Annotated in this window: 18 protein-coding genes and 4 pseudogenes; 9 read left to right on the top strand and 13 right to left on the bottom strand. The window is 72.4% G+C overall.

The genetic code is table 11. The annotated features are described in order from the left end of the window. Positions 1–35: 35 nt before the first annotated feature. Complete coding sequence (locus J7E94_RS01600) at positions 36–464, bottom strand: NfeD family protein (RefSeq protein ID WP_215011617.1); 429 nt, start codon at positions 462–464, stop codon at positions 36–38. Between the two features lie 223 nt (positions 465–687). Continuing rightward, positions 688–1488 carry an ABC transporter ATP-binding protein gene (locus J7E94_RS01595; RefSeq protein WP_215011615.1) on the bottom strand — a complete coding sequence of 267 codons (801 nt, stop codon included), beginning with the start codon at positions 1486–1488 and terminating at the stop codon, positions 688–690. A 133-nt stretch (positions 1489–1621) separates the two neighbouring features. Between J7E94_RS01595 and J7E94_RS01590 the strand changes: the two genes are divergently transcribed. Next, the gene (locus J7E94_RS01590; RefSeq protein WP_215011613.1) at positions 1622–2395 is read left to right on the top strand and encodes a hypothetical protein; all 774 of its coding nucleotides are present in this window, start codon (positions 1622–1624) and stop codon (positions 2393–2395) included. A 473-nt stretch (positions 2396–2868) separates the two neighbouring features. Here J7E94_RS01590 and J7E94_RS01585 read toward each other — a convergent pair whose 3' ends face one another. From J7E94_RS01585 to J7E94_RS01575, 3 genes and pseudogenes are all read right to left on the bottom strand, one after another. Then, complete coding sequence (locus tag J7E94_RS01585; protein ID WP_215011637.1) at positions 2869–3114, bottom strand: chaplin; 246 nt, start codon at positions 3112–3114, stop codon at positions 2869–2871. A gap of 138 nt (positions 3115–3252) precedes the next feature. Beyond that, a pseudogene (locus J7E94_RS01580) lies at positions 3253–3907 on the bottom strand (response regulator). After that, positions 3900–5044: pseudogene (locus J7E94_RS01575) on the bottom strand (GAF domain-containing sensor histidine kinase). The pseudogenes J7E94_RS01580 and J7E94_RS01575 overlap by 8 nt, the downstream one beginning before the upstream one ends. Positions 5045–5217: 173 nt before the next feature. Between J7E94_RS01575 and J7E94_RS01570 the strand changes: the two are divergent. The 3 genes and pseudogenes from J7E94_RS01570 to J7E94_RS01560 form a co-directional block, all read left to right on the top strand. After that, positions 5218–5913 (top strand): annotated as a pseudogene (locus J7E94_RS01570) (SDR family NAD(P)-dependent oxidoreductase); the annotation flags it as partial. Positions 5914–6233: 320 nt separating this feature from the next. Beyond that, positions 6234–7395: pseudogene (locus J7E94_RS01565) on the top strand (S-adenosylmethionine:tRNA ribosyltransferase-isomerase). Positions 7396–7684: 289 nt separating this feature from the next. Further along, positions 7685–8347: a transglycosylase SLT domain-containing protein gene (locus J7E94_RS01560; RefSeq protein ID WP_215011609.1), complete on the top strand. Its 663-nt coding sequence runs from the start codon at positions 7685–7687 to the stop codon at positions 8345–8347. Positions 8348–8457: 110 nt separating this feature from the next. On the opposite strand, the gene J7E94_RS01555 is transcribed toward J7E94_RS01560, so the two are convergent. Further along, positions 8458–11010, bottom strand: a complete 2553-nt coding sequence (locus tag J7E94_RS01555; RefSeq protein ID WP_215011607.1) for an FHA domain-containing protein — start codon at positions 11008–11010, stop codon at positions 8458–8460. A 620-nt stretch (positions 11011–11630) separates the two neighbouring features. Here J7E94_RS01555 and serB point away from each other — a divergent pair. Beyond that, the gene (gene serB, locus J7E94_RS01550) at positions 11631–12830 is read left to right on the top strand and encodes a phosphoserine phosphatase SerB (protein WP_215011605.1); all 1200 of its coding nucleotides are present in this window, start codon (positions 11631–11633) and stop codon (positions 12828–12830) included. 49 nt (positions 12831–12879) lie between these two features. Here the strand turns inward: serB and J7E94_RS01545 are convergent, their stop codons facing one another. From J7E94_RS01545 to J7E94_RS01535, 4 genes are all read right to left on the bottom strand, one after another. Then, entirely contained in the window at positions 12880–13401 is a 522-nt protein-coding gene (locus tag J7E94_RS01545) for a histidine phosphatase family protein (RefSeq protein ID WP_215011603.1), read from the bottom strand. Positions 13402–13492: 91 nt separating this feature from the next. Then, the gene (locus J7E94_RS01540) at positions 13493–13723 is read right to left on the bottom strand and encodes a hypothetical protein (RefSeq protein WP_215011601.1); all 231 of its coding nucleotides are present in this window, start codon (positions 13721–13723) and stop codon (positions 13493–13495) included. Between the two features lie 193 nt (positions 13724–13916). Then, positions 13917–14036 carry an SGM_5486 family transporter-associated protein gene (locus J7E94_RS34085; RefSeq protein ID WP_251055957.1) on the bottom strand — a complete coding sequence of 40 codons (120 nt, stop codon included), beginning with the start codon at positions 14034–14036 and terminating at the stop codon, positions 13917–13919. 5 nt (positions 14037–14041) lie between these two features. After that, complete coding sequence (locus J7E94_RS01535) at positions 14042–15379, bottom strand: MFS transporter (protein WP_215011599.1); 1338 nt, start codon at positions 15377–15379, stop codon at positions 14042–14044. 66 nt (positions 15380–15445) lie between these two features. On the opposite strand from J7E94_RS01535, the gene J7E94_RS01530 reads away from it, so the two are divergent. Then, positions 15446–16150 carry a FadR/GntR family transcriptional regulator gene (locus J7E94_RS01530; RefSeq protein WP_215011597.1) on the top strand — a complete coding sequence of 235 codons (705 nt, stop codon included), beginning with the start codon at positions 15446–15448 and terminating at the stop codon, positions 16148–16150. Here the strand turns inward: J7E94_RS01530 and J7E94_RS01525 are convergent. From J7E94_RS01525 to fabG, 3 genes are all read right to left on the bottom strand, one after another. After that, entirely contained in the window at positions 16131–16562 is a 432-nt protein-coding gene (locus J7E94_RS01525) for a hypothetical protein (RefSeq protein WP_215011594.1), read from the bottom strand. The genes J7E94_RS01530 and J7E94_RS01525 overlap by 20 nt on opposite strands. A gap of 210 nt (positions 16563–16772) precedes the next feature. Then, complete coding sequence (fabI, locus tag J7E94_RS01520) at positions 16773–17543, bottom strand: enoyl-ACP reductase FabI (protein ID WP_215011592.1); 771 nt, start codon at positions 17541–17543, stop codon at positions 16773–16775. Positions 17544–17548: 5 nt separating this feature from the next. Beyond that, positions 17549–18268: a 3-oxoacyl-[acyl-carrier-protein] reductase gene (gene fabG, locus J7E94_RS01515; protein WP_215011590.1), complete on the bottom strand. Its 720-nt coding sequence runs from the start codon at positions 18266–18268 to the stop codon at positions 17549–17551. A 184-nt stretch (positions 18269–18452) separates the two neighbouring features. On the opposite strand from fabG, the gene J7E94_RS01510 reads away from it, so the two are divergent. Genes J7E94_RS01510 through tyrS form a run of 3 tightly spaced genes read left to right on the top strand, consistent with a single transcriptional unit; the run spans position 18453 to position 22699 of the window. Further along, on the top strand, positions 18453–19976 hold the full coding sequence (locus J7E94_RS01510) for a TldD/PmbA family protein (RefSeq protein ID WP_215011588.1): 1524 nt from the start codon (positions 18453–18455) through the stop codon (positions 19974–19976). A 5-nt stretch (positions 19977–19981) separates the two neighbouring features. Continuing rightward, the gene (locus J7E94_RS01505) at positions 19982–21379 is read left to right on the top strand and encodes a metallopeptidase TldD-related protein (RefSeq protein ID WP_251055956.1); all 1398 of its coding nucleotides are present in this window, start codon (positions 19982–19984) and stop codon (positions 21377–21379) included. 51 nt (positions 21380–21430) lie between these two features. Then, entirely contained in the window at positions 21431–22699 is a 1269-nt protein-coding gene (tyrS, locus tag J7E94_RS01500; protein ID WP_215011585.1) for a tyrosine--tRNA ligase, read from the top strand. Positions 22700–22823 lie beyond the last annotated feature (124 nt).

The following is a 22823-nucleotide window of genomic DNA, read 5'->3' as shown; positions in this document are numbered from 1 at the left end:
TCTCGCAGACCGGGGGCCCGCGAGCAGGCTGCTTGTCACATGACGACGGCGGTGGCGCCGTCGATCTCGACGACGTCGACGGACTGGCCGGGTTCGAAGCTGCTGTCCGCGTCGAGGGTGCGCGCGGACCAGATCTCGCCGGCGAGCTTGATGCGGCCGCCGCTGCCGTCGACGCGTTCGAGGACGACGGCGCTCCTGCCCCGCAAGGCGTCGATTCCGCTGCGGTGTTGGGGATGCTGGTCGCGGTGCCGGTTGGCGATCGGCCGGACGACCGCGATGAGCGCGACCGACACGATCACGAAGACCAGGATCTGGGCGACCACTCCCCCGCCGAGCGCCGCCGTGACTGCGGCCGCCACCGCGCCGATGGCGAACATGCCGAACTCCGGCATGGCGGTCAGGACGAGGGGGATGCCCAGTCCGACCGCGCCGATGAGCCACCACACCCATGCGTCGATGTCCACGTGGTCATGGTAGGTCGGGTGGGCGCGGTCGGGACAGGGTGCGACGGTCTGTTGCGTACTAGCTAGTGCTGTGGCCGGAAGGGTTTGCCGGGGCGCGGCGTTCGGTGCGGTGCATCGCAAGGCGGAGGACCGCGGCTCGTACGGGACGTACTTGCGCGGTCCGACAACACGGCGAGGTGCCGTGCCGGACGTCGCGCCCTGGTGAACCTTGCCGGTCACCGCACTAGCGGAGCGGGAGGCCCTGCGCGGTCCAGCGGTCGTGGTCGTTGCGCTCGACGACGAGCGGGAGGCCGAAGCAGAGGGAGAGGTTGCGGGAGGTCAGTTCGAGTTCGATGGGGCCTGCGGTGACCACCTTGCCCTGGCGGATCATCAGGACGTGGGTGAAGCCGGGGGCGATCTCCTCGACGTGGTGGGTGACCATGACCATGGAGGGGGCGAGCGGGTCGCGGGCCAGGCGCCCGAGGCGGCGTACGAGGTCCTCGCGGCCGCCGAGGTCCAGGCCGGCGGCGGGCTCGTCGAGGAGCAGCAGCTCGGGGTCGGTCATCAGGGCGCGGGCGATCAGGGTGCGCTTGCGCTCGCCCTCGGAGAGGGTGCCGAACTTGCGGTCGAGGTAGTCGGACATGCCGAGGCGGTCGAGGAACGCGCGGGCGCGCTGCTCGTCGACGTCCTCGTACTCCTCCTGCCAGGTCGCGGTCATGCCGTAGGCGGCGGTGAGCACGGTCTGGAGGACGGTCTGCCGCTTGGGCAGCTTGTCGGCCATCGCGATGCCGGCGACGCCGATGCGCGGGCGCAGCTCGAAGACGTCGCTGCCGGGCTTGCCGAGGGTGCTGCCGAGGATGGTGGCGTCGCCCGTGGTGGGGAAGAGGTAGCTGGAGGCGAGGTTCAGCAGCGTGGTCTTGCCGGCGCCGTTGGGGCCGAGGATCACCCAGCGCTCCCCCTCCTTCACCGACCAGGAGACCTGGTCCACCAGAGCCCGGCCCTCGCGGACCACGGATACGTCCACCAGCTCCAGAACATCGCTCATGAGCGTGTTGTCACCCCTTGCAGTCACGGTTCTGTGTGCGCCGGCAGGCGCAGCCCCGAGGGAAAACCTACGCCACTCGGGGAGCGGTCCGGGGCCGGGGCCGGGTCACGGAGGGGGTCCGTAGAGTTGGGGGATGCTTTTCGAACCACGTTCAGGGCGGCTGGCCGCCTGGGGGAACGCGCTGCTGGCCGGTCTGGTCTCGCCCGACGAGGCCGTGTTGTCGATCGTGGGCGAGGACGCCGTGCACCGGATGGAGGGCCTGCCCGGGGAGGCGGGGCCGGTGGGGCTCACGCTGGCGCTGAGGCGCCTGCGGGCGCTGGGGGTGACCGGACTGCGCGTGGCGCTGCCGGCGCCGGGGCATCCGCTGGGGTTGAGCGGGCCGCCGGAGTTCAACGCGCGGGCGCTCGACGCCGAGGAGGCGGTGATCGCGGTGGGCGCGGCGGTGGGGCTGGTGCCGGAGGTGTACGAGGCCGGGCCGGCCGGGGACGTGCACGTGTCGGTGACCTGGCACTGCCTGCCGGTACGGGAGGCCCCGCCGGCGGACGTGCCCTCGCTCGGCGAGGCGGAGCGGGAGCTGGCGGAGGCGCTGCGCGAGGCGACCGTGGTGCTGACCCGGCTGGACGTGGCGGGGTCGGGGCCGGTGGCGGAGGCGGCGCTGTCGGCGTACCGGGCGCGGGCGGAGGCGGGGCGGGAGGTCCTGGCGCCGGGGTACCCGCCGCGGGCGGTGCGGGTGCTGGCTTTGGCGCAGCGGGTGGACCTGCTGGTGTCGCTGGCATACGAGAACGGGCCCGGCGGGGCGGTGGCGGCGTCGGAGATGGCTGCGCGGGCCGAGGCGCTGCGGCCGGTGGAGCGGGTGGCTCGGCGGGCGCTGGTGGCGGCGTACAACGCGGCGGTGGAGCCGGGCTAGCCGCCGGCCTCCGGCCCGGTCGGCGGGGTACGGGGTGGCGCGGTCGGCCTGCCGGGGCTCCGCCTCGGACCCCTACGCCTCAAGTGCCGACCGGGCTGATTGTGCCGGTCGGGTCCTGTGCTGGGGGCTCCGCCCCCAGGCCCCCGCGCCTCAAACGCCGGCGGGGCTATACAGGGCGAGGCTGAATGGGCCTGCCGGCGTCAAAGAAACGGATCGGCCCCGCTTCCCGGGGAGAGGGGGGAAGCGGGGCCGAGGAGTGCGGGCTGCCCCGGCGCGGGCCGTTGTGGCACAGGGCCGGGGTGCGGGGCGTGCGGCACAAAACCGGGGTGCGGGGCCTGCGGCACAGGGCCGGGGTGCGGGGCCTGCGGCGCGGGGCCTGCGGCGCGGGGCCGGGGTGCGGGCCGTCTGGCACAGGGCCAGGGTGCGGGGCGTGCGGCGCGGGGCCGGCGGCCGCCCAGCAGCGCGAGGGGGCGTTAGGCGTTGACGCCCGTGTTGGCCCAGGCGCCGTTCAGCAGGCCGATCACGGTGACGGTGTTGCCGACCGCGTTGACCGGGACCTGCACGGGAGCCTGGATCAGGTTCCCGGAGGCCACGCCGGGCGAGTTCAGGGCCTCGCCCTCCGCCGACGCACCGCCGTGCGCCGAGGAGACACCGGCGCCGGCGGCGATGAGGCCGCCCGCGATCATGGTGACGGCTGCGGCCTTCTTGAAGTTCTTCACGTTCTCGTCCTCCAGTACGTCTGCCGCGACCAGCCGTCGCGGCACGTCATCAAGAACGGTCATCCGATGAACGGGATACGCCATGTGGGCGACATACACCCGACCGTATGAATTCCAGGTCGGAACGAGACACTCCGTTCAGTCCGTGATTCCGTGCCTGACCGCCCACAACGCCGCCTGCGTCCGGTCCGAGACGTCCAGCTTCATCAGGATGTTCGAGACGTGGGTCTTGACCGTCTTCTCCGACAGGACCAGGGCCCGGGCGATCTCCCGGTTGGACCGGCCAGTCCGCGATCAGGCCGAGGACCTCGCGCTCGCGGTCGGTCAGCGAGCCACCGCGGCCGGCCGACGGGCCCTGCTCTTCCTGGGCGAGCAGGGCCGACGCCACCTCCGGCTGGAGGAGGACATGGCCGGCGTGGACGGAGCGGATGGCGCCGGCCAGGGCGTCGGGGTCGATGTCCTTGTAGACGTATCCCGCCGCGCCGGCCCGCAGGGCGGGGACCACCGTCCGCTGTTCCGTGAAGCTGGTGACGATCAGGACGCGGGCCGGGTTCGCCCGCTCGCGGAGCCTGCGCAGGGCTTCGATACCGTCGGTGCCCGGCATCTTGATGTCCATGAGGATCACGTCGGGTCCCAGTTCCTCGGCGCGGGCGATGCCCTCCTCCCCGTCGGAGGCCTCTCCGACCACTTCGATGTCGTCCTGGACCTCCAGGAAGGTGCGCAGCCCCCGGCGGACCACCTGGTGGTCGTCGACCAGCAGGACGCGGATGCGGTCGGCGCCGTTGTCAGCCACCGGGGACCTCCATCTCGATCGTGGTGCCCTTGCCGGGCTCCGAGTGCACGGTGAGCCGGCCGCCGGCACCGCTCGCGCGGTCCCGCATCGAGACCAGGCCCAGGTGGCGGCCCGCGCGGCGGACCGACTTGGGGTCGAAGCCCTTGCCGGAGTCGGTGACCTTGAGGACCGCTCCCCCGCTTCCGGCCCGGGCCAGCGTGACCTCGACGCGGTCGGCGTCCGAGTGGCGCAGGGTGTTGTGGAGGGCCTCTTGGGCCACGCGCAGGAGGGCTTCCTCCTGGGCCGCCGGGAGGGCCCGTACGCCGTCACAGGTGAAGGTGACGTGCGCGGTGTGCGCGCGGTCGAGTACGTGGACGTGTGTCCGGAGCGTGGCGACCAGTCCGTCCTCGTCCAGGGCGGCCGGGCGCAGTTCGGTCACGGCGGCGCGCAGTTCGTCGGCGGCCTCGGCGGCCAGGGCGGCCACCTGCTGGAGCTCGCCCTTGGCGCGGGCCGGGTCGCGGTCCACGAGGCGGCGGCGGCCTGGGCGGTGAGGCGGAGCGAGAAGAGCTTCTGGCTGACGGCGTCGTGCAGCTCGTGGGCGAGCCGGGAGCGCTCCTCGGCGATGGTGAGCTCGCGGCTGCGCTCGTAGAGGCGGGCGTTGGTGAGGGCGATGGCCGCGTGCTGGGCGAGGAGGGAGAGGAGTTCCTCGTCCTCGTCCGTGAAGCCGTGCTTGCCGCCTGGGGCGCTCTTCTTGTTGGCGAGGAAGAGGGCCCCGAGGGTCTCCTCCCCGTCCCGGACGGGCAGGCCGAGGAAGTCGGACATCTCCGGGTGGGCGGACGGCCAGCCCTCGAAGCGCGGGTCCTGCCGTACGTCGGCCAGCCGCTGGGGGCCGTCCTGGTCGAGCATCGCGGCGAGGATGCCGTGCTGGCGGGGCAGGGGGCCGATGGCCCGCCACTGCTCCGCGCTGACGCCGTCCACGACGAACTGGGCGAAGCCGCCGTGGTCGTCGGGGACGCCCAGGGCCGCGTACTCGGCGTCCAAGAGCTCGCGGGCCGACACGACGATCGTGCGCAGGACGTCGCCGACCTCCAGGCGTCGGCTCATGGCGAGCAGGGCGGTGCTCACGGCGGCCAGGCCGCTGCAGGGTCCGCCGGACATGGGGATACCGGTCATGGCCTCACCGTACCCGCGGCTCTGACCTGCGGGATCGGGCCGTGGGCGTAGGTCGAAGGGACCTCCCGGGGTAGGGCTCGCGGCCGACGCGGCGGTGGGGGCCGGGTTCCTAGCGTGGGGGCATCTGCTGTTGGGGACGGAAGGCAAGGGGTGCGGTCATGTCGGTGGCGTTGGTGACGGGGGCCTCGCGGGGGCTGGGCCGGGCGCTGGCCGGGGAGCTGGCGGCGCGCGGCTGGGACCTGGTGCTGAGTGCGCGGGGCGCGCCGGCGCTGGAGGAGGCGGCGGCCGTGCTGGCCGAGGCGGCGGGGGTGCGGGTCGCGGCGGTGGCGGGGGACGTCTCCTCGGGGGCGCACCGGGCGGCGCTGGTGGTGGCGGCGCGGGGGCTGGGCGGGCTGGACCTCCTGGTGAACAACGCGGGGGTGCTGGGAGCGGAGCCGCTGGTTCCGTTGGCGGTCCACGACCTCGCGGGGCTGCGCGAGGCGTTCGAGGTCAATGTGGTGGGGCCGCTGGGGCTGGTCCAGGAGGGGCTGGCGCTGCTGCGGGCCTCGGAGGCGGGGGCCGTGCTGAACATCAGCTCGGACGCGGCGGTGGTCGCGTACGCGACGTGGGGGGCGTACGGGGCGACGAAGGCGGCGGGGGATCTGATGTCGGCGGTCCTGGCGGTGGAGGAGCCGGGGCTGCGCGTGTGGTGGGCGGATCCCGGTTCGATGCGGACGCGGATGATGGCGGCGGCCGAGCCGGGGGAGGACCTGGCGGGGCTGCCGGCGCCGGAGGAGGTGGCCCCCGCGCTGCTGCGGCTGGTGGCGGAGCGGCTGCCGAACGGGCGGTACACGGCGGAGGGGCTGGGGGGCGGCGGAGCGGCCGGCGAAGGCGGCCGGGTCGGCTCTGATGGTGGGGGGCCGCTCGCGGCGCCCGACGGCGAGGCGGGCGGCACGGCGGGGGGCACGGTGAGCGGCGCGGCGGCCGGCCCGCCCGGCGACACTGCGGGCGCGGTCGGCGGCACTGCGGGCAGCGCGCTCGGCAGCACGGCGGGCGCGGTCGGCGGCACTGCGGGCAGCGCGCTCGGCAGCACGGCGGGCGCGGTCGGCGGCACTGCGGGCAGCCCGACCGGCAGCACGGCCGGCACCGGCGGCGCGGCGGGCTCAGGGGGCGTGCGGTGAGCGCGCGGCCGGTGATGCCGGAGAAGGGGCTGTATATACCGGACATTCCGCCGGGCCTTCTGGCCGGGGTGCCCGCCGAGCAGCGCGGTCCGGGGCTGGGGCGGGACTCGGTGCGGCTGCTGGTCTCGCGGGGCGCCGAGGAGGTGTCGCTGCACGCCTTCCGGGAGCTGCCGGGGCTGCTGCGGGCGGGGGACGTGCTGGTGGTCAACACCTCGGCGACCCTGGCGGCCGCCGTGGACGCCCGGCTGGGCCGGGAGGACGTGGTCGTGCACTTCTCGACCCGGGGGGACGACGGGCGCTGGGCGGTGGAGCTGCGGGACCCGGCCGGCCGCGGGACGACCCGGCCGCGGGACGGGGGGCCCGCGGGGGCCCTCGTAGGACTGCCGGGCGGGCGCGGTCTCGTACTGGAGGAGCCGCTGGCGGCGGGGGCGGACCGGCTGTGGTGGGCGCGGCCCACGCCCCCGCTGGAGGCGGCGGGCGTGCCGGCGCTGCTCGGGGCGTACGGGCGGCCGATCCGGTACGCGTACACGGAGCGGGACCAGCCGCTGTCGGCCTACCAGACGGTGTTCGCGGTGCCGGCCGCCGACGGGGCGGGGTCGGCGGAGATGCCGAGCGCCGCACGGCCCTTCACCGCGGAGCTGGTGGCGCGGCTGGTGAGCCGGGGGGGTGCAGTTCGCGCCGCTGACCCTGCATACGGGGGTGGCCTCAAAGGAGGCGCACGAGCCGCCGTATCCGGAGCGGTACGAGGTGCCCGCGACGACGGCGTGGCTGGTGAACGCCGCCCGGGCCGCGCGACAGGGAGGGGCGGCGCGCAACGCCTCGGTGAGGGGTGGCGGCCGGGTGACGGGCGGGAGGGTGATCGCGGTGGGGACGACGGCGGTGCGGGCGCTGGAGTCGGCCGCGGACGGGGCCGGGGTGGTGCGGGCGGCCGGGGGCTGGACGGATCTGGTGGTGACGCCGGAGCGCGGGGTGCGGGTGGTGGACGGGCTGCTGACCGGTCTGCACGAGCCGGAGGCGTCCCATCTGCTGATGCTGGAGGCGGTCGCCGGGCGGGCGGCCGTACGGCTCGGGTACGCGGAGGCGGTGGCCCGTCTCTGCCTTTGGCACGAGTTCGGGGACGTCCATCTGCTGCTCAGGGATGGGAGTCGTCACTCAACGCATTGCAGCAGCAACTGACGGTGAGACCGTTACGTGCCCGATGTGAGCCCGCACATAGGACGCACATCACTTACGAAGGACCTTAGTAGGCCGATAAAGGTCCTGTCAGCACGGGTGCGCGTAGCGCCGAGGCCGGAAATCCGGCCTCGGCGGCCGCCCGTGATCCACTAAGCGGGATCGTACGTCACACCTTTGCCACAACTTTTTGCCACCGCTAAGAATTGCACTCGTCGCACAGCGCCGCCTGATCCCCGGATCTCGGCGGCGCGTTCCTGCGGCCCCCGCTATTCGAAGAGGTTGCCCCGCCATGTCTGCTTCCAGCACTCCCGGTCACAGTCGTCTGACGAAGGCACACAAGCTGTCCATTGCCGGCGTCGCCACGTTCAGTGCCGCCGCGCTCGCCTTCTCCCTCGTCCCGGCCGACGCCGCCGAGTCCGAGAGCGTCGCCATCGCCCCCGTCGCCTGGACCAAGGTCGTCGACGGCGCGCAGACGAAGGCCGTGCAGCAGCACCTCTCCGTGCAGCAGGTCGTCGCCGACAAGGCCGCGAAGGACGCCGCCAAGGCCAAGGCCAAGGCCGAGGCCGCCGCGAAGAAGGACCGCGAGGCGAAGGCGGCCGCGAGCCGTTCCGCCGCCCGCACCCCGGTCTTCGCGAACAACCTGGACGGCTGGATCAAGGAAGCGCTCTTCATCATGAAGCGCGAGGGCATCCCGGGCACCTACGCCGGTATCCACCGCAACATCATGCGCGAGTCCAGCGGCAACCCGATGGCGATCAACAACTGGGACATCAACGCCCAGAACGGCATCCCCAGCAAGGGTCTGCTCCAGGTCATCCTGCCGACCTTCAAGACGTACCACGTCAAGGGCACCAAGTTCGACCAGTACGACCCGGTCGCGAACATCGTCGCCGCCTGCAACTACGCGGCCGACCGCTACGGCTCCATGGACAACGTCAACAGCGCCTACTAGGCCCTGCCGACCCCTCCGTCCCCCCATGCGCCTCAGGGCGGCCCCCGGTAGTCCGGGCGCCGCCCTGAGGCGTTTCGCGTGAGCGTGTGTACGGGTGACCGTACGGGGTGTTACTTGCCGGCCCGCATGACCTCGGGCTCGTGGCGGCGCAGCAGGCGCTGGACCGCGAAGCCGCAGGCGATGCCGAGGAGCAGCAGGATGATGATGTCCAGGCTCCACTGGCCGACCGTGGCGTCCCAGAGCGGGTCGGTGTTGGTCGGGTTGTCGCGGTCCCACGGCGGCATGAGCTTGCCGAGGTTCAGCGTGGTGCCGGCGGCGGCGACCGCCCAGCGGGACGGCATCAGCCAGGCGAACTGCTCCAGGCCCGGGGAGTCGTAGACCTGGAAGAGGATGCCGGTGAAGACGACCTGGACGATCGCGAACATGACCAGCAGCGGCATGGTCTTCTCGGCGGTCTTCACCAGCGAGGAGATGACCAGGCCGAACATCATCGAGGTGAAGCCGAGCGCGGTGACCGACACGCAGAGCTCGACGGCCGGCGGCATGAGCAGGCCCTCGGTGGGCAGGTCGCGCGGGGTGAAGCCGATGGCGCAGATGATCACGCCCTGGATGGCCGTGATGATGCCGAGGACGATCACCTTCGACATGAGGTACGCCGACCGGGACAGGCCGGTCGCGCGCTCGCGCTCGTAGATGACCCGTTCCTTGATCAGCTCTCGGACCGAGTTCGCCGCGCCCGAGAAGCACATGCCGACGCAGAGGATCAGCATGATCGTGCCCGCGTCGCCGTTGAAGTGGGACGGCGGCGTCGGCGGCGCGAGGCCGAAGGTGGCGGGGATCACCGTGGAGACCACGCCCAGGACCGCGGGCAGGATCAGCATCAGGCCGAGGAAGCCCCGGTCGGAGGCGATCACGGAGACGTAGCGCCGGATCAGCGTGAAGAGCTGGGAGCCCCAGCCCTGCGGCTTCGGCGGGCGCATCTGCTGGGCCGGGGGCAGCGCGACGGACTGCGGGGCGATCGCGTCGATGTCGGCGGCGTAGAGCTGGTAGTGCTGCGAGCCCTTCCAGCGGCCGGCCCAGTCGTAGTCGCGGTAGTTCTCGAAGGCCGAGAAGACGTCCGCCCACGTGGTGTAGCCGAAGAAGTTCAGCGCCTCGTCCGGCGGCCCGAAGTACGCGACCGAACCGCCCGGCGCCATGACCAGCAGCTTGTCGCAGATGGCCAGCTCGGCAACCGAGTGGGTGACCACGAGGACCGTGCGGCCGTCGTCGGCGAGGCCGCGCAGCAGCTGCATGACGTCGCGGTCCATGCCCGGGTCGAGGCCGGAGGTCGGCTCGTCCAGGAAGATCAGCGACGGCTTGGTGAGCAGCTCCAGGGCGACGGACACGCGCTTGCGCTGACCACCCGAGAGCGAGGTGATCTTCTTGTCCTTGTGGATGTCGAGCTTGAGCTCGCGCAGCACCTCGTTGATCCGAGCCTCGCGCTCGGACTCGGCGGTGTCGCCGGGGAAGCGGAGCTTGGCCGCGTACTTGAGCGCGGTGCTGACCTTCAGCTCCTTGTGCAGGATGTCGTCCTGCGGGACCAGGCCGATGCGCTGGCGGAGCTCCGCGAACTGCTTGTACAGGTTGCGGTTGTCGTAGAGGACGTCGCCCTGGTTGGCGGGCCGGTAGCCGGTCAGGGCCTTGAGCAGGGTCGACTTTCCGGAACCGGAGGGGCCGATCACTCCGATCAGCGACTTCTCCGGGACGCCGAAGGTGACGTCCTTGAGGATCTGCTTGCCGCCGTCGACGGTGACCGTCAGGTGGCGGGCCGAGAAGGAGACCTCGCCGGTGTCGACGAACTCCTCGAGGCGGTCGCCGACGATGCGGAACGTCGAGTGGCCGACGCCGACGATGTCGTTCGGGCCGAGCAGCGCGGTGCCGGACTTGGGCAGCGGCTGGCCGTTGACATAGGTGCCGTTGTGGCTGCCGAGGTCGTGGATCTCGAAGCGGCCGCCGGGCATCGAGCGGAACTCGGCGTGGTGGCGGGAGACCTGGAGGTCGGAGACGACCAGCTCGTTCTCCAGCGCACGGCCGATCCGCATGACGTGGCCCAGCGAGAGCTGGTGGAACGTCGTCGGGCTGCGGTCGCCGCCGTAGCCCGGGGCGACTCCCTGCGCCGGGCCGGAGGCGGCGGGGCCGCCGCCCTGCTGGTGCGGGAAGTGCGGCTGCTGAGCGTGCTGCGGCTGCTGCTGTTCCCAGGCCTGCTGCTGGGGCTGCTGCTGCGGGGCCTGGTAGGCCGGGGCCGCCGCCTGCTGCGGGTGGGGCTGCGGCTGCGCGTATGCCTGGGCCGGTGCCTGCTGCGCATGCTGGGCCACGGCCGGCTGGGGCGCCGCGGCGGCGACGGGGTTCAGCCGCGGGCCGTCGGTGGCGTTGCCCAGGTGGACCGGCGTGCCGGGCACGAGCTCGGCCTGCTGGACCCGAGCCCCGTGCACGTAGGTGCCGTTGGTGCTGCCGTGGTCCTCGATGCCCCAACCACGGCCGTTCCAGCGGATGGTGGCGTGTCGCCACGACACCCGGGCGTCATCGATCACCACATCTCCCTGGGGGTCACGCCCCAGTGAGTACGACCTGGACGGATCGAGCGTCCAGGTCCTTCCGTTCAATTCCAGTACGAGTTCCGGCACTCCAGCCCCACTTAAGTCCCCCGAGAATCCCCCATGACGTCAGGGAGTCTAGGGATGGCGAACATCCGGGGGAACTATTTCAGGCCCACAGCCGTATGTGGAATCCGGGCCTTGCCGAGGCGTCTGCGACTGCCTGTTGACGGGGTCGAAAGTCACCCGGAGGGTGAGATACGGGACTTCTCGCGCGGCCGGCTCGGGTCGACGCTTCATCGGGGAACGCGCATGCGTCGTATTCATGGGACGCGGTGGAACTGGGGGGTGCGTCAGCGGCGGGCCCGCGCGTGCGGGCAGGCCGTACGCGGTGGGGACCGGGGGCCGTCGGCACCCGGGCCCGGGCGGTGCCGCTGCGCGGAGCCGGTCCCCGCACGGGCAGTGGCGGACGGAGGCCCGGGCAGCGGTGCGGAGACGGCGAGGGCAGACCCCGGGCGGAGGGGGCGACGCGACCCCGGGCGGAGAGGGCGGCGCGACCCCGGGCGGAGAGGGCGACGCGACCCCGGGCGGAGAGGGCGGCGCGACCCCGGGCGGAGAGGGCGACGCGGCCCCTGGCGGAGAGGGCGGCGCGTTCAACACATGGGACGGGGGTCCTGGTGCGGGGGTGGGGAAGATACGGTGAGAGCACCATGAGCGCATCGCAGACCTCCGACGTCCCCACCCTCCTCGTCAAGATCTTCGGCAAGGACCGTCCCGGGATCACCGCCGGGCTGTTCGACACCCTCGCCGCCTACTCCGTCGACGTCGTCGACATCGAGCAGGTCGTCACCCGTGGCCGCATCGTCCTGTGCGCCCTCGTCACCAAGCCCGCCGGCGGCTCCGAGGGCGAGCTGCGGGCCACCGTCCACAGCTGGGCCGAGTCGCTGAAGCTCCAGGCCGAGATCCTCTCCGGTACCGGTGACAACCGGCCGCGCGGTAGCGGCCGCTCCCACGTCACCGTGCTCGGGCACCCCCTCACCGCCGAGTCCACGGCCGCCATCGCCGCCCGGATCACCGCGACCGGCGGCAACATCGACCGTATCTTCCGCCTCGCCAAGTACCCGGTGACGGCGGTCGAATTCGCCGTCTCCGGCGTCGAGACCGAGCCGCTGCGCACCGCGCTGGCCACGGCCGCCTCACACATCGGCGTCGACGTGGCCGTGGTCTCGGCCGGGCTGCACCGCCGGGCCCAGCGCCTGGTCGTCATGGACGTGGACTCGACCCTGATCCAGGACGAGGTCATCGAGCTCTTCGCCGCGCACGCCGGCTGCGAGGCCGAGGTCGCCGAGGTCACCGAGCGTGCGATGCGCGGCGAGCTGGACTTCGAGCAGTCGCTGCACGCCCGCGTGGCGCTGCTGGCCGGCCTGGACGCATCCGTCGTGGACAAGGTGCGCGCCGAGGTCCAGCTGACCCCGGGCGCCCGGACCCTGATCCGCACGCTCAAGCGGCTCGGCTACCAGGTGGGCGTGGTCTCCGGCGGTTTCACCCAGGTGACGGACGATCTCCGCGAGCGGCTGGGGCTCGACTTCGCCTCCGCCAACACCCTGGAGATCGTCGACGGGAAGCTGACCGGCCGGGTCACCGGCGAGATCGTGGACCGGGCGGGCAAGGCCCGGCTGCTGCGCCGCTTCGCCGCGGAGGCCGACGTACCGCTGTCCCAGACGGTGGCCATCGGCGACGGTGCCAACGATCTGGACATGCTGAACGCGGCCGGCCTGGGCGTGGCCTTCAACGCCAAGCCCGTGGTCCGCGAGGCCGCGCACACGGCGGTGAACGTGCCCTTCCTGGACGCGGTGCTGTACCTGCTCGGGATCACCCGCGAGGAGATCGAGGCCGCTGACCTCGCCTGATCCGTTCACACGCCGGGGGAGGGCCCCGGCAGCCGGGGCCCTCCCCCGGTCAGTGCTCCTTCGGGGTCCAGAAGTCGAGCAGCGTGCCCACGCCGTGCTCCAGGGACTTCCACGAGCCGGTGAAGGAGACGACGGCGAGGGCCGCGGTCGGGAAGCCGGTACGGGTCATCCGCGCCAGGGCGTCTCCCTCGGCGCGCCCGGCCAGGGCGTCGGCCAGGGCGTGCATCCCGGGGTTGTGGCCGATGACGAGGAGGTCGTCGACCTCGTCGGAGGTCTCGTTCAGCAGGGCGATGAGCTCGCCCAGCGAGGCGTCGTAGAGCCGCTCCTCGTACGAGGTCTTCGGCCGGTGCGGCAGCTCGTGGACGGCGAGCTTCCATGTCTCGCGCGTGCGGGCGGCGGTGGAGCAGAGGGCCAGGTCGAAGGCGATGCCGGTTTCGGCCAGCTTCAGACCGACGGCCGCCGCCTCCGCGCGGCCGCGTTCCGCCAGCGGGCGGTCGAGGTCGGGCACCTGCGGCCAGTCGGCCTTGGCGTGCCGGAGGAGGGCGATCCTGCGGGGTGTATCGGCGCTCATGGCTCCCAGCTTCGCATGAAACGGGCCACGGGGCGCAGGGTGTTGGGAGGCCCCACCCGCCGGTGTGACGCACCCCGGCGCACGCGGGCTCTCAGCCGATGGCGCGCAGGATCTGCCGGCTGACCTGGAGCAGCCCGGAGGCTTCGCCGGACGCCGCGTGGGCCTCGCCGGACCCGGCGAGCAGCAGCAGGAGGAGGCCGAAGGCGAGGGCGGGGAGGGCCAGGGCCCACCAGGGCAGGCGGGCGTCGGCGGCGCCCGCCCGGGCGGCGGGGCCGGCGCCGTGGCGGGACGGGAGGGACCGGGTGTGCGTGGGGGCCGACATGGCCGCCTCCGTGGGTGTGCGGGTGGGCTGGCTCGCTGTCTTCGAATCTATGGATCCGAGGAGGCGGTTCCCATCCGGGGCGCACCCCAGTTGACCCTGAGCCTGGCCCCCTAGGGGGTGGTGGGGGTAGCCCTACCCCCGGTCCTGCCCAGGCCGGCTACCCGGTCCTGTCCGGCCCGGGGGGCCGTCGGCGTCACGGGGAGGCGATCGTCGCGATCACGGCGATGATCACGCTCACGAGGAGCATCGCGCCGAGCACGAGGCCGAGCTTCTTGTGGCCGTTCTGCGGGTTCGGTTCAAGTACGGGCGACATGCCGATCAGTCTCGCATGCCGCATTCGTCCTCGATCGTGCGGTCCCGGCCGGCCAGGATGCCCAGGCCGATCTGCGGGACGAGCAGCCCCGCCATCAGGGCGAGCGGCAGGTTCCAGCCGCCGCTGTGCTGGTAGAGGGTACCGATGAGGAGGGGACCGGGGATGGAGATGAGGTAGCCGGTGCTCTGGGCGAAGGCGGAGAGCTTGACGACGCCGGCCGGGGACTTGGCGCGCAGCCCGATGAGGGTGATGACGAGCGGGAAGGCGCAGTTGGAGACGCCGAGCATGAGCGCCCAGGCCCAGGCGCCGTCGGCGGGGGCCAGGTAGAGCCCGAGGTAGCCGGCGAAGCCGAAGAGGCCGAGGGTGACGGCGATGGCGCCCTGGTTCTTCATCCAGCCGGCGAGGCCGGGGATGACGAAGGCGAGCGGGACGCCCATGACCATGGTGACGGCGAGCAGCACCCCGGCCGTGGAGGCGGAGACCCCGGCGTCGCGGAAGATCTGCGGGAGCCAGCCCATGGTGACGTACGCGCCGGTGGCCTGGAGGCCGAAGTAGCAGGCCAGGGCCCAGGCGGTGCGGCTGCGGACGACGGACGGGCCGGCGGCCTCGCGTACGGCGGCGGGCGCGGCGGCCTTCTCGCGGCGGCTCGCGGCGGCGATGGGCAGCCAGGGCAGTACGGCGACCAGCGCGAGGACGGCCCAGATCAGCAGGCCCGTGCGCCAGCTGCCGCCGAGGGCGCCGGTCAGCGGGACGGTCGCGGCGGCGGCGAGCGAGGTGCCGGCGGCCAGCGCCATGGAGTACAGGCCGGTCATGGTGCCGACACGGTCCGGGAAGTAGCGCTTGATGATCACCGGGAGCAGCACGTTGGTCAGGGCTATGCCGGCCAGGGACAGGGCGCTGGCGGCGAGGAATCCGGCCGCGTTGTGCGTGAAGGGGCGGATCAGCAGGCCCGCGGCGACGGCGGCCATACCGGCGCAGACGACGGCGGGGGGGCCGAAGCAGCGGGAGAGCCTGGGCGCGGTGACGCCGAAGACGGCGAAGCAGAGGGCGGGGACGGAGGTGATCAGTCCGGCGACGGTGCCGCTCATGCCGAGGCCCGTGCGGGTCTCCTCGAAGAGGGCGCCGAGGCTGGTGATGGCGGGCCGCAGGTTGAGGGCGGCGAGCACGATGCCGACGATGAGCACCGGACCGAGCCAGGCCGGCTGGGCCGTGGCGGCCGGCTGGTGCGCGGGGGCGGTGGAGACGCGCTCAGAGGACTGGTCACAGGACTGGTCAGGGGCCTGCCGGGGGGCCTTGTGGGACTCGGCGAGCCGGTTGAGGGTCTGGATTTCTTCGTCGCGCATTCAACCATCATAGAATCATGGGATGATTGGTTGTCCAGTCGCCCTTGAGAGGAACCAAGGAAACCCATGCCGCTGACCTCGCCCCGGCGCTCCGCACTCGTCGATCAGGTGATCGCCCAGCTGCGGAACCAGATCACCTCCGGCGAGTGGCCGGTCGGCGCCCGCATCCCCACCGAGCCGGAGCTGGTGGAGCTGCTCGGCGTCGCCCGCAACACCGTGCGCGAGGCCGTACGGGCGCTGGCGCACAACGGCCTGCTCGACATCCGCCAGGGCTCGGGCACGTACGTCATCGCCACCAGCGAGCTGGCCGGGGTGATGCACCGCCGCTTCGCGGGGGCCGAGCCGCGGCACATCGCGGAGCTGCGCTCGACGCTGGAGTCCTCGGCGGCCCGCCTCGCGGCGGAGCGGCGGACCGAGCGGGACCTCGTACAGCTGGACGCGCTGCTGGCGCGGCGCGAGGAGGCCTGGGCGAGCGGGGACGCGGAGCTGTTCGTGGCGGCGGACGTGAGCCTGCACATGGCCGTGGTGACGGCCTCGCACAACGACGTGCTCATCGAGCTGTACGCGGACCTCGGCGATCTGGTGGCGGACTGGCTGCGGACGGACGTCGGCCCGGAACTGGATCCGGCCGCCCACCTCGACCACGCCCGGCTGATCGAGGCGATCCGGCGGGGTGACGGGGACGCGGCCTCGTCGGAGGCGGCGGGCTATCCGTTCGCCTGCCTCGGCCGGGACACCCCCCGGGAGCCGCTCACGGGCGCTCGTGGCTGACCCAGGCCGAGCGGACCTCCTTCCAGCAGCGGCTGGTGAGCTCGATGCGCCCGGCCGGGCCGACGGCCACGGCGGCGCCGTCGCCGTCCACGTCCCACCAGCGGTCGCATTCGACGTGGAGCCGTACGAGGTCGGTCTCCGGGTAGCCGTTGTGGCAGTACGCCGTCACCTGCGAGCCGCTGATCTCGGTGTCGCAGTCCGCCCCGAAGAGCTCCCGCGGGGCGGGCCGCGCGGGCTGTACGGGGGGCTCGACGGGGATCTCGGCGAGGTCGACGACGACCGGGGCCCCCGCCTCGGGGCCGGGCGCCGATTCGTCGCCCGCGGGCTGCGCGGCCGCACCCGGAACCATGAGCCCCGTCAGGATCACAGAGGTGACCAGCAGCGATACCGCTCGGCTCGGCCTGGCGCGCACTCCCGTACCTCCTCCCCGCAGGAGCCGGGAAGATCCCGACTCGGCCAGTTTGCAGGCATCTGTCCCGGTTTTCGACTCGGGAAGATCCGGTCGGCCGCTGAACATGCGATCGAACGCGGCGCCGCGGTTGCTTGCGGAGGCGCGAAAACGGCGGCGGCCGCGCCTCCCGACAGGGAAGCGCGGCCGCCGCCGTACGGACGCGAGGGGCCGTCAGGCACCCATGGCGTGCAGGCCGCCGTCCACGTGGACGATCTCGCCGGTGGTCTTCGGGAACCAGTCGGACAGCAGGGCCACGACGCCCTTGCCCGTCGGCTCCGGGTCGCTCATGTCCCACTCCAGCATGGAGCGGGAGTTCCAGACGTCCGCCAGCTCCGAGAAGCCCGGGATGGACTTCGCGGCCATCGAGCCGAGCGGACCGGCGGAGACCAGGTTGCAGCGGATGTTCTCCTTGCCCAGGTCACGGGCGAGGTAGCGGCTGGTGGCCTCCAGGGCGGCCTTGGCCGGGCCCATCCAGTCGTACTGCGGCCAGGCGAACTGCGCGTCGAAGGTGAGGCCGACGATGGCCGCGCCCTCGTGCGGGAACAGCGGCTTGCAGGCCATGGCCAGCGACTTCAGCGAGAAGGCCGAGACGTGCATGGCGGTGGCGACCGACTCGAACGGGGTGTTGAGGAAGTTGCCGCCGAGGGCGTCCTGCGGGGCGAAGCCGATGGAGTGCACGACCCCGTCGAGGCCGCCGAGCTCGTCGCGGACGAGGCCCTCCAGGCGGTCCAGGTGCTCCTGGTTGGTCACGTCGAGCTCGATCACCTTGACCGGCTTGGGCAGCTTCTTGGCGATGCGCTCGGTCAGCGACGGCCGCGGCCACGCCGTAAGGATGATCTCGGCGCCCTGCTCCTGGGCCAGCTTGGCGGTGTGGAACGCGATGGACGACTCCATCAGCACACCGGTGATGAGGATGCGCTTGCCCTCGAGAATTCCGCTCATGGTGATCAGTGACCCATGCCCAATCCGCCGTCAACGGGAATGACGGCTCCTGTGATGTACGCGGCGTCGTCGGACGCCAGGAAGCTCACGGCTGCCGCGATCTCCTCGGGCTGCGCGTAACGGCCGAGCGGCACCTGGCCCACGATGCCCGCGCGCTGCTCGTCGGTGAGCACCTTAGTCATGTCCGTGTCGACGAAGCCGGGGGCGACCACATTGAACGTGATGTTGCGGGAGCCCAGCTCGCGGGCGAGGGAGCGGGCGAAACCGACCAGCGCGGCCTTGGAGGCGGCGTAGTTGGCCTGGCCCGCCGAGCCCAGCAGGCCGACGACCGAGGAGATCAGGACGACGCGGCCCTTCTTGGCGCGGAGCATGCCGCGGTTCGCGCGCTTGACCACCCGGAAGGTGCCGGTGAGGTTGGTGTCGACGACCGAGGTGAAGTCCTCCTCGGACATGCGCATCAGCAGCGTGTCCTTGGTGATGCCGGCATTGGCCACCAGCACCTCGACCGCGCCGTGCGCGTCCTCGATCTGCTTGTAGGCCTGCTCCACCTGCTCGGATTCCGTGATGTCGCAGCGGACCGCCAGGACGCCGAGCGCCGTGAGCTCCGCAGGCGGCTCACCCGACCGGTACGTGATCGCGACCTTGTCGCCGGCCTCCGCGAAGGCTCGGGCGATGGCGAGGCCGATGCCCCGGTTACCTCCGGTGACGAGAACCGAGCGGCTCAACGGATCACCCTTTCGCTAGCGGTCTGAATACCGAAAACCTATAGGCCGCATCCCTCGTACGGAGAATCGACCTCCGACAGGGCCTTGCGACCGGCTCTGTCGAGTCCCTACAGAAAGATGTAGGCACACGAGCCCCGAGCGCGACATGATCGGGGCGACCGGCCCCGACCCCGGGAGGACTTCCGTGCCCCATTCCATCGACGCGGCCTTCACCGCGCTTCCCTTGCGGGCGCTCGCCGACGCAGCGCTCGCCCGGGCGCGCGCACTGGGCGCCGACCATGCCGATTTCCGGCTGGAGCGGATCCGCAGCGCCTCCTGGCGGCTGCGCGACGCCAAGCCCTCGGGCGGGTCCGACACCACCGACCTCGGGTACGCGGTCAGGGTCGTGCACGGGGGCAGCTGGGGGTTCGCCTCCGGTGTGGACCTGACCATGGACGCCGCCGCCCGGGTCGCCTCTCAGGCCGTGGCCATGGCGAAGCTGTCCGCCCAGGTGATCAAGGCGGCCGGCTCCGACGAGAGGGTGGAGCTGGCCGAGGAGCCGGTGCACGCGGACCGCACCTGGATCTCCGCCTACGACGTGAACCCCTTCGAGGTCCCGGACACGGAGAAGGCGGCGCTGCTCGCCGACTGGAGCTCGCGGCTGCTGGCGGCCGACGCGGTCGCGCACGTGGACGCCTCGCTGCTCGCCGTGCACGAGAACAAGTTCTACGCCGACACCGCGGGCACCTCGACCACGCAGCAGCGGGTGCGGGTCCACCCGCAGCTCACGGCGGTCGCCGTGAACGAGATCACTGGCGAGTTCGACTCGATGCGCACCATCGCCCCGCCCGCCGGGCGCGGCTGGGAGTACCTGACCGGCACCGGCTGGGACTGGAACTCCGAGCTGGAGCAGATCCCCGACCTGCTCGGCGAGAAGATGCGGGCGCCGGGCGTGGAGGCGGGGCGCTACGACCTGGTGGTGGACCCCTCCAACCTGTGGCTGACCATCCACGAGTCCATCGGCCACGCCACCGAGCTGGACCGGGCGCTGGGCTACGAGGCGGCGTACGCGGGGACGTCCTTCGCCACCTTCGACCAGCTGGGCAAGCTCAGGTACGGCTCCCCGATCATGAACGTGACGGGTGACCGCACCGCCGAGCACGGGCTGGCCACGATCGGCTTCGACGACGAGGGCGTCGAGACCCAGAGCTGGGACCTGGTCAAGGACGGCACGCTGGTCGGCTACCAGCTGGACCGGCGGATCGCGAAGCTGACCGGCCTCGGGCGCTCCAACGGCTGCGCCTACGCCGACTCCCCGGGGCACGTGCCCGTGCAGCGCATGGCGAACGTGTCGCTCCAGCCGGATCCGGGAGGCCTGTCCACCGAGGACCTGATCGGCGGGGTGGAGCGCGGGATCTACGTGGTCGGCGACCGCTCCTGGTCGATCGACATGCAGCGGTACAACTTCCAGTTCACCGGTCAGCGGTTCTTCCGGATCGAGAACGGCCGGCTGGCCGGGCAGCTGCGCGATGTCGCGTACCAGGCCACGACCACCGAATTCTGGGGCTCCATGGAGAAGGTCGGCGGACCGCAGACCTACGTCCTGGGCGGCGCCTTCAACTGCGGAAAGGCCCAGCCGGGCCAGGTGGCCTCGGTCTCGCACGGCTGCCCGTCCGCGCTGTTCCGCGACGTGAACATCTTGAACACCACGCAGGAGGCCGGACGCTGATGCCGATGATCCACACGAAGCCCCACGAGATCGTCGAGCGGGCGCTGGAGCTGTCCACCGCGGACGGCTGCGTCGTCATCGCCGACGAGGAGTCGAGCGCCAATCTGCGCTGGGCGGGCAACGCCCTGACGACGAACGGCGTCACCCGCGGCCGGACCCTGACCGTCATCGCGACGGTCGACGGCCAGGAGGGGACGGCCTCGGGGGTCGTCTCGCGCTCCGCCGTCACCGCCGAGGACCTGGAGCCGCTGGTACGGGCCGCCGAGGCGGCCGCGCGCGGAGCCGGTCCCGCCGAGGACGCCCAGCCGCTGGTGACCGGGACCCCGGCCTCGCCGGACTTCACCGACGCCCCGGCCGAGACCTCCTCGGCGGTGTTCTCGGACTTCGCCCCGGCCCTCGGCGAGGCCTTCGCCCGGGCCCGCGCGGGCGGCCGGGAGCTGTACGGCTTCGCCAACCACGAGCTGGTGTCCACGTACATGGGCACCTCGACGGGCCTGCGGCTGCGCCACGACCAGCCCAAGGGCACCCTGGAGCTCAACGCCAAGAGCCCCGACATGCAGCGCTCGGCCTGGGCCGGCCGCGCCACCCGGGACTTCAAGGACGTGGACCCCATCGTGCTGGACGCGGAGCTCGCCGTCCGCCTGGGCTGGGCGGAGCGGCGCATCGAGCTGCCCGCCGGGCGGTACGAGACGCTGCTGCCGCCGACGGCCGTGGCCGACCTGCTGATCTACCAGATGTGGTCGGCGGCGGCGCGGGACGCAGTGGAGGGCCGCACGGTGTTCTCCAAGCCCGGCGGCGGCACCCGGCTCGGCGAGAAGCTGTCCGGGCTGCCGCTGACCTTGCGCAGCGACCCGAACGCGCCGGGTCTGGAGTCGGCTCCGTTCGTGGTGGCGCACAGCTCCGGGGACGACGCCTCGGTGTTCGACAACGGCCTGCCGGTGCCGGCGACCGAGTGGATCCGGGACGGCGAGCTGGCCCGGCTGACCACGACCCGGCACACCGCCGGGCTGACCGGCCTGCCGCTCTCCCCCGCCTTCGGGAACCTGATTCTGGACGGGGGCGGCGACAAGTCGCTGGAGGAGATGGTCGCGGCGACGGGACACCGTGGGCGCGGCCTGCTGCTGACCTGCCTCTGGTACATCCGCGAGGTCGACCCGGCCACCCTGCTGCTCACGGGCCTGACCCGGGACGGCGTGTACCTGGTGGAGAACGGGCAGGTCATGGGCCAGGTCAACAACTTCCGGTTCAACGAGTCCCCGGTGGACCTGCTGTCGCGGGCCACCGAGGCGGGGCGGACCGAGAAGACCCTGCCGCGGGAGTGGGGCGACTGGTTCACCAGGGCCGCGATGCCCGCGCTGCGCATCCCGGACTTCAACATGAGTTCGGTCAGCAAGGGGGTCTGACCCACCTAGACTGACCTTGGCAATTTCAGACACCGAAGGAGTCGAGAGACCGTGACGGACATCGTCGACGAACTGAAGTGGCGCGGGCTGTTCGCCCAGTCCACCGACGAAGAAGCGCTGCGCAAGGCGTTCGCGGACGGTCCGGTCACGTTCTATTGCGGCTTCGACCCGACGGCCGCCTCGCTGCACGTGGGACACCTGGTCCAGGTGCTCACCGTGCGCCGGCTCCAGCTGGCCGGCAACCGGCCGCTGGCGCTGGTCGGCGGGGCCACCGGGCAGATCGGTGACCCGCGGCCGACCGCGGAGCGGACCCTGCACGACCCGGAGACCATCGCGAACTGGGTGACGCGGCTGCGCACCCAGATCGAGCCGTTCCTGTCCTTCGAGGGCGAGAACGCGGCGGTCATGGTGAACAACCTGGACTGGACGGCGGGCATGTCCGCCATCGAGTTCCTCCGGGACATCGGCAAGCACTTCCGCGTCAACAAGATGCTGACGAAGGACTCGGTCGCGAAGCGGCTCGAATCCGACCAGGGCATCAGCTACACCGAGTTCAGCTACCAGATCCTGCAGGGCATGGACTTCCTGGAGCTGTACCGGCGCTACGGCTGCGTGCTCCAGCAGGGCGGCTCCGACCAGTGGGGCAACCTGACGGCCGGTCTCGACCTGATCCACCGTCTGGAGCCGGGCGCGGTGGTGCACGCGCTGGCGACCCCGCTGATGGTCAAGGCGGACGGCACCAAGTTCGGCAAGTCCGAGAGCGGAGCCGTCTGGCTCGACCCGGAGATGACCACCCCGTACGCGTTCTACCAGTTCTGGCTGAACGTGGACGACCGGGACATCTCCACCTACATGCGGATCCTTTCCTTCCGGAGCCGTGAGGAGCTGGAGGAGCTGGAGGCTCAGACCGCCGAGCGGCCGCAGGCGCGCGCCGCCCAGCGGGCGCTGGCGGAGGAGCTGACGACCCTGGTGCACGGGGCCGACCAGTGCGCCGCCGTGATCGCCGCGTCGAAGGCGCTGTTCGGCCAGGGCGAGCTGGCGGAGCTGGACGAGGCCACGCTGGCCGCGGCCCTGTCCGAGCTGCCGCACGTGCGGGTCGCCGAGCCGGGCCTGGTCGTGGACCTGCTCGCGGAGACCGGACTGGTCGCCAGCAAGTCCGCCGGGCGCCGGACCGTGAAGGAGGGCGGGGCCTACGTGAACAACGTGAAGGTCACGGCCGAGGACGCGGTCCCCGCCAAGGAGGAGCTGCTGCACGGGCGCTGGCTGGTGCTGCGCCGCGGCAAGAAGAACCTGGCGGCGGTCGAGGTCACCGGAGCCTGACGCCTGACGCCTCGTAGAGCGGTACGGAACACGGCGAAGGGGCCGGTCGGACGCCATTGTCCGGCCGGCCCCTCCGCCGCGCCCCGGGCCGGGGCCGCCAGGGGGCCGCTAGTGCTGTGACCGG

Source organism: Streptomyces sp. ISL-94 (genome assembly GCF_018614075.1).
Lineage (GTDB): Bacteria > Actinomycetota > Actinomycetes > Streptomycetales > Streptomycetaceae > Streptomyces.
The sequence above is the reverse complement of the archived record's forward strand: the minus strand, read 5'-3'. Positions and strand labels throughout refer to the sequence as shown.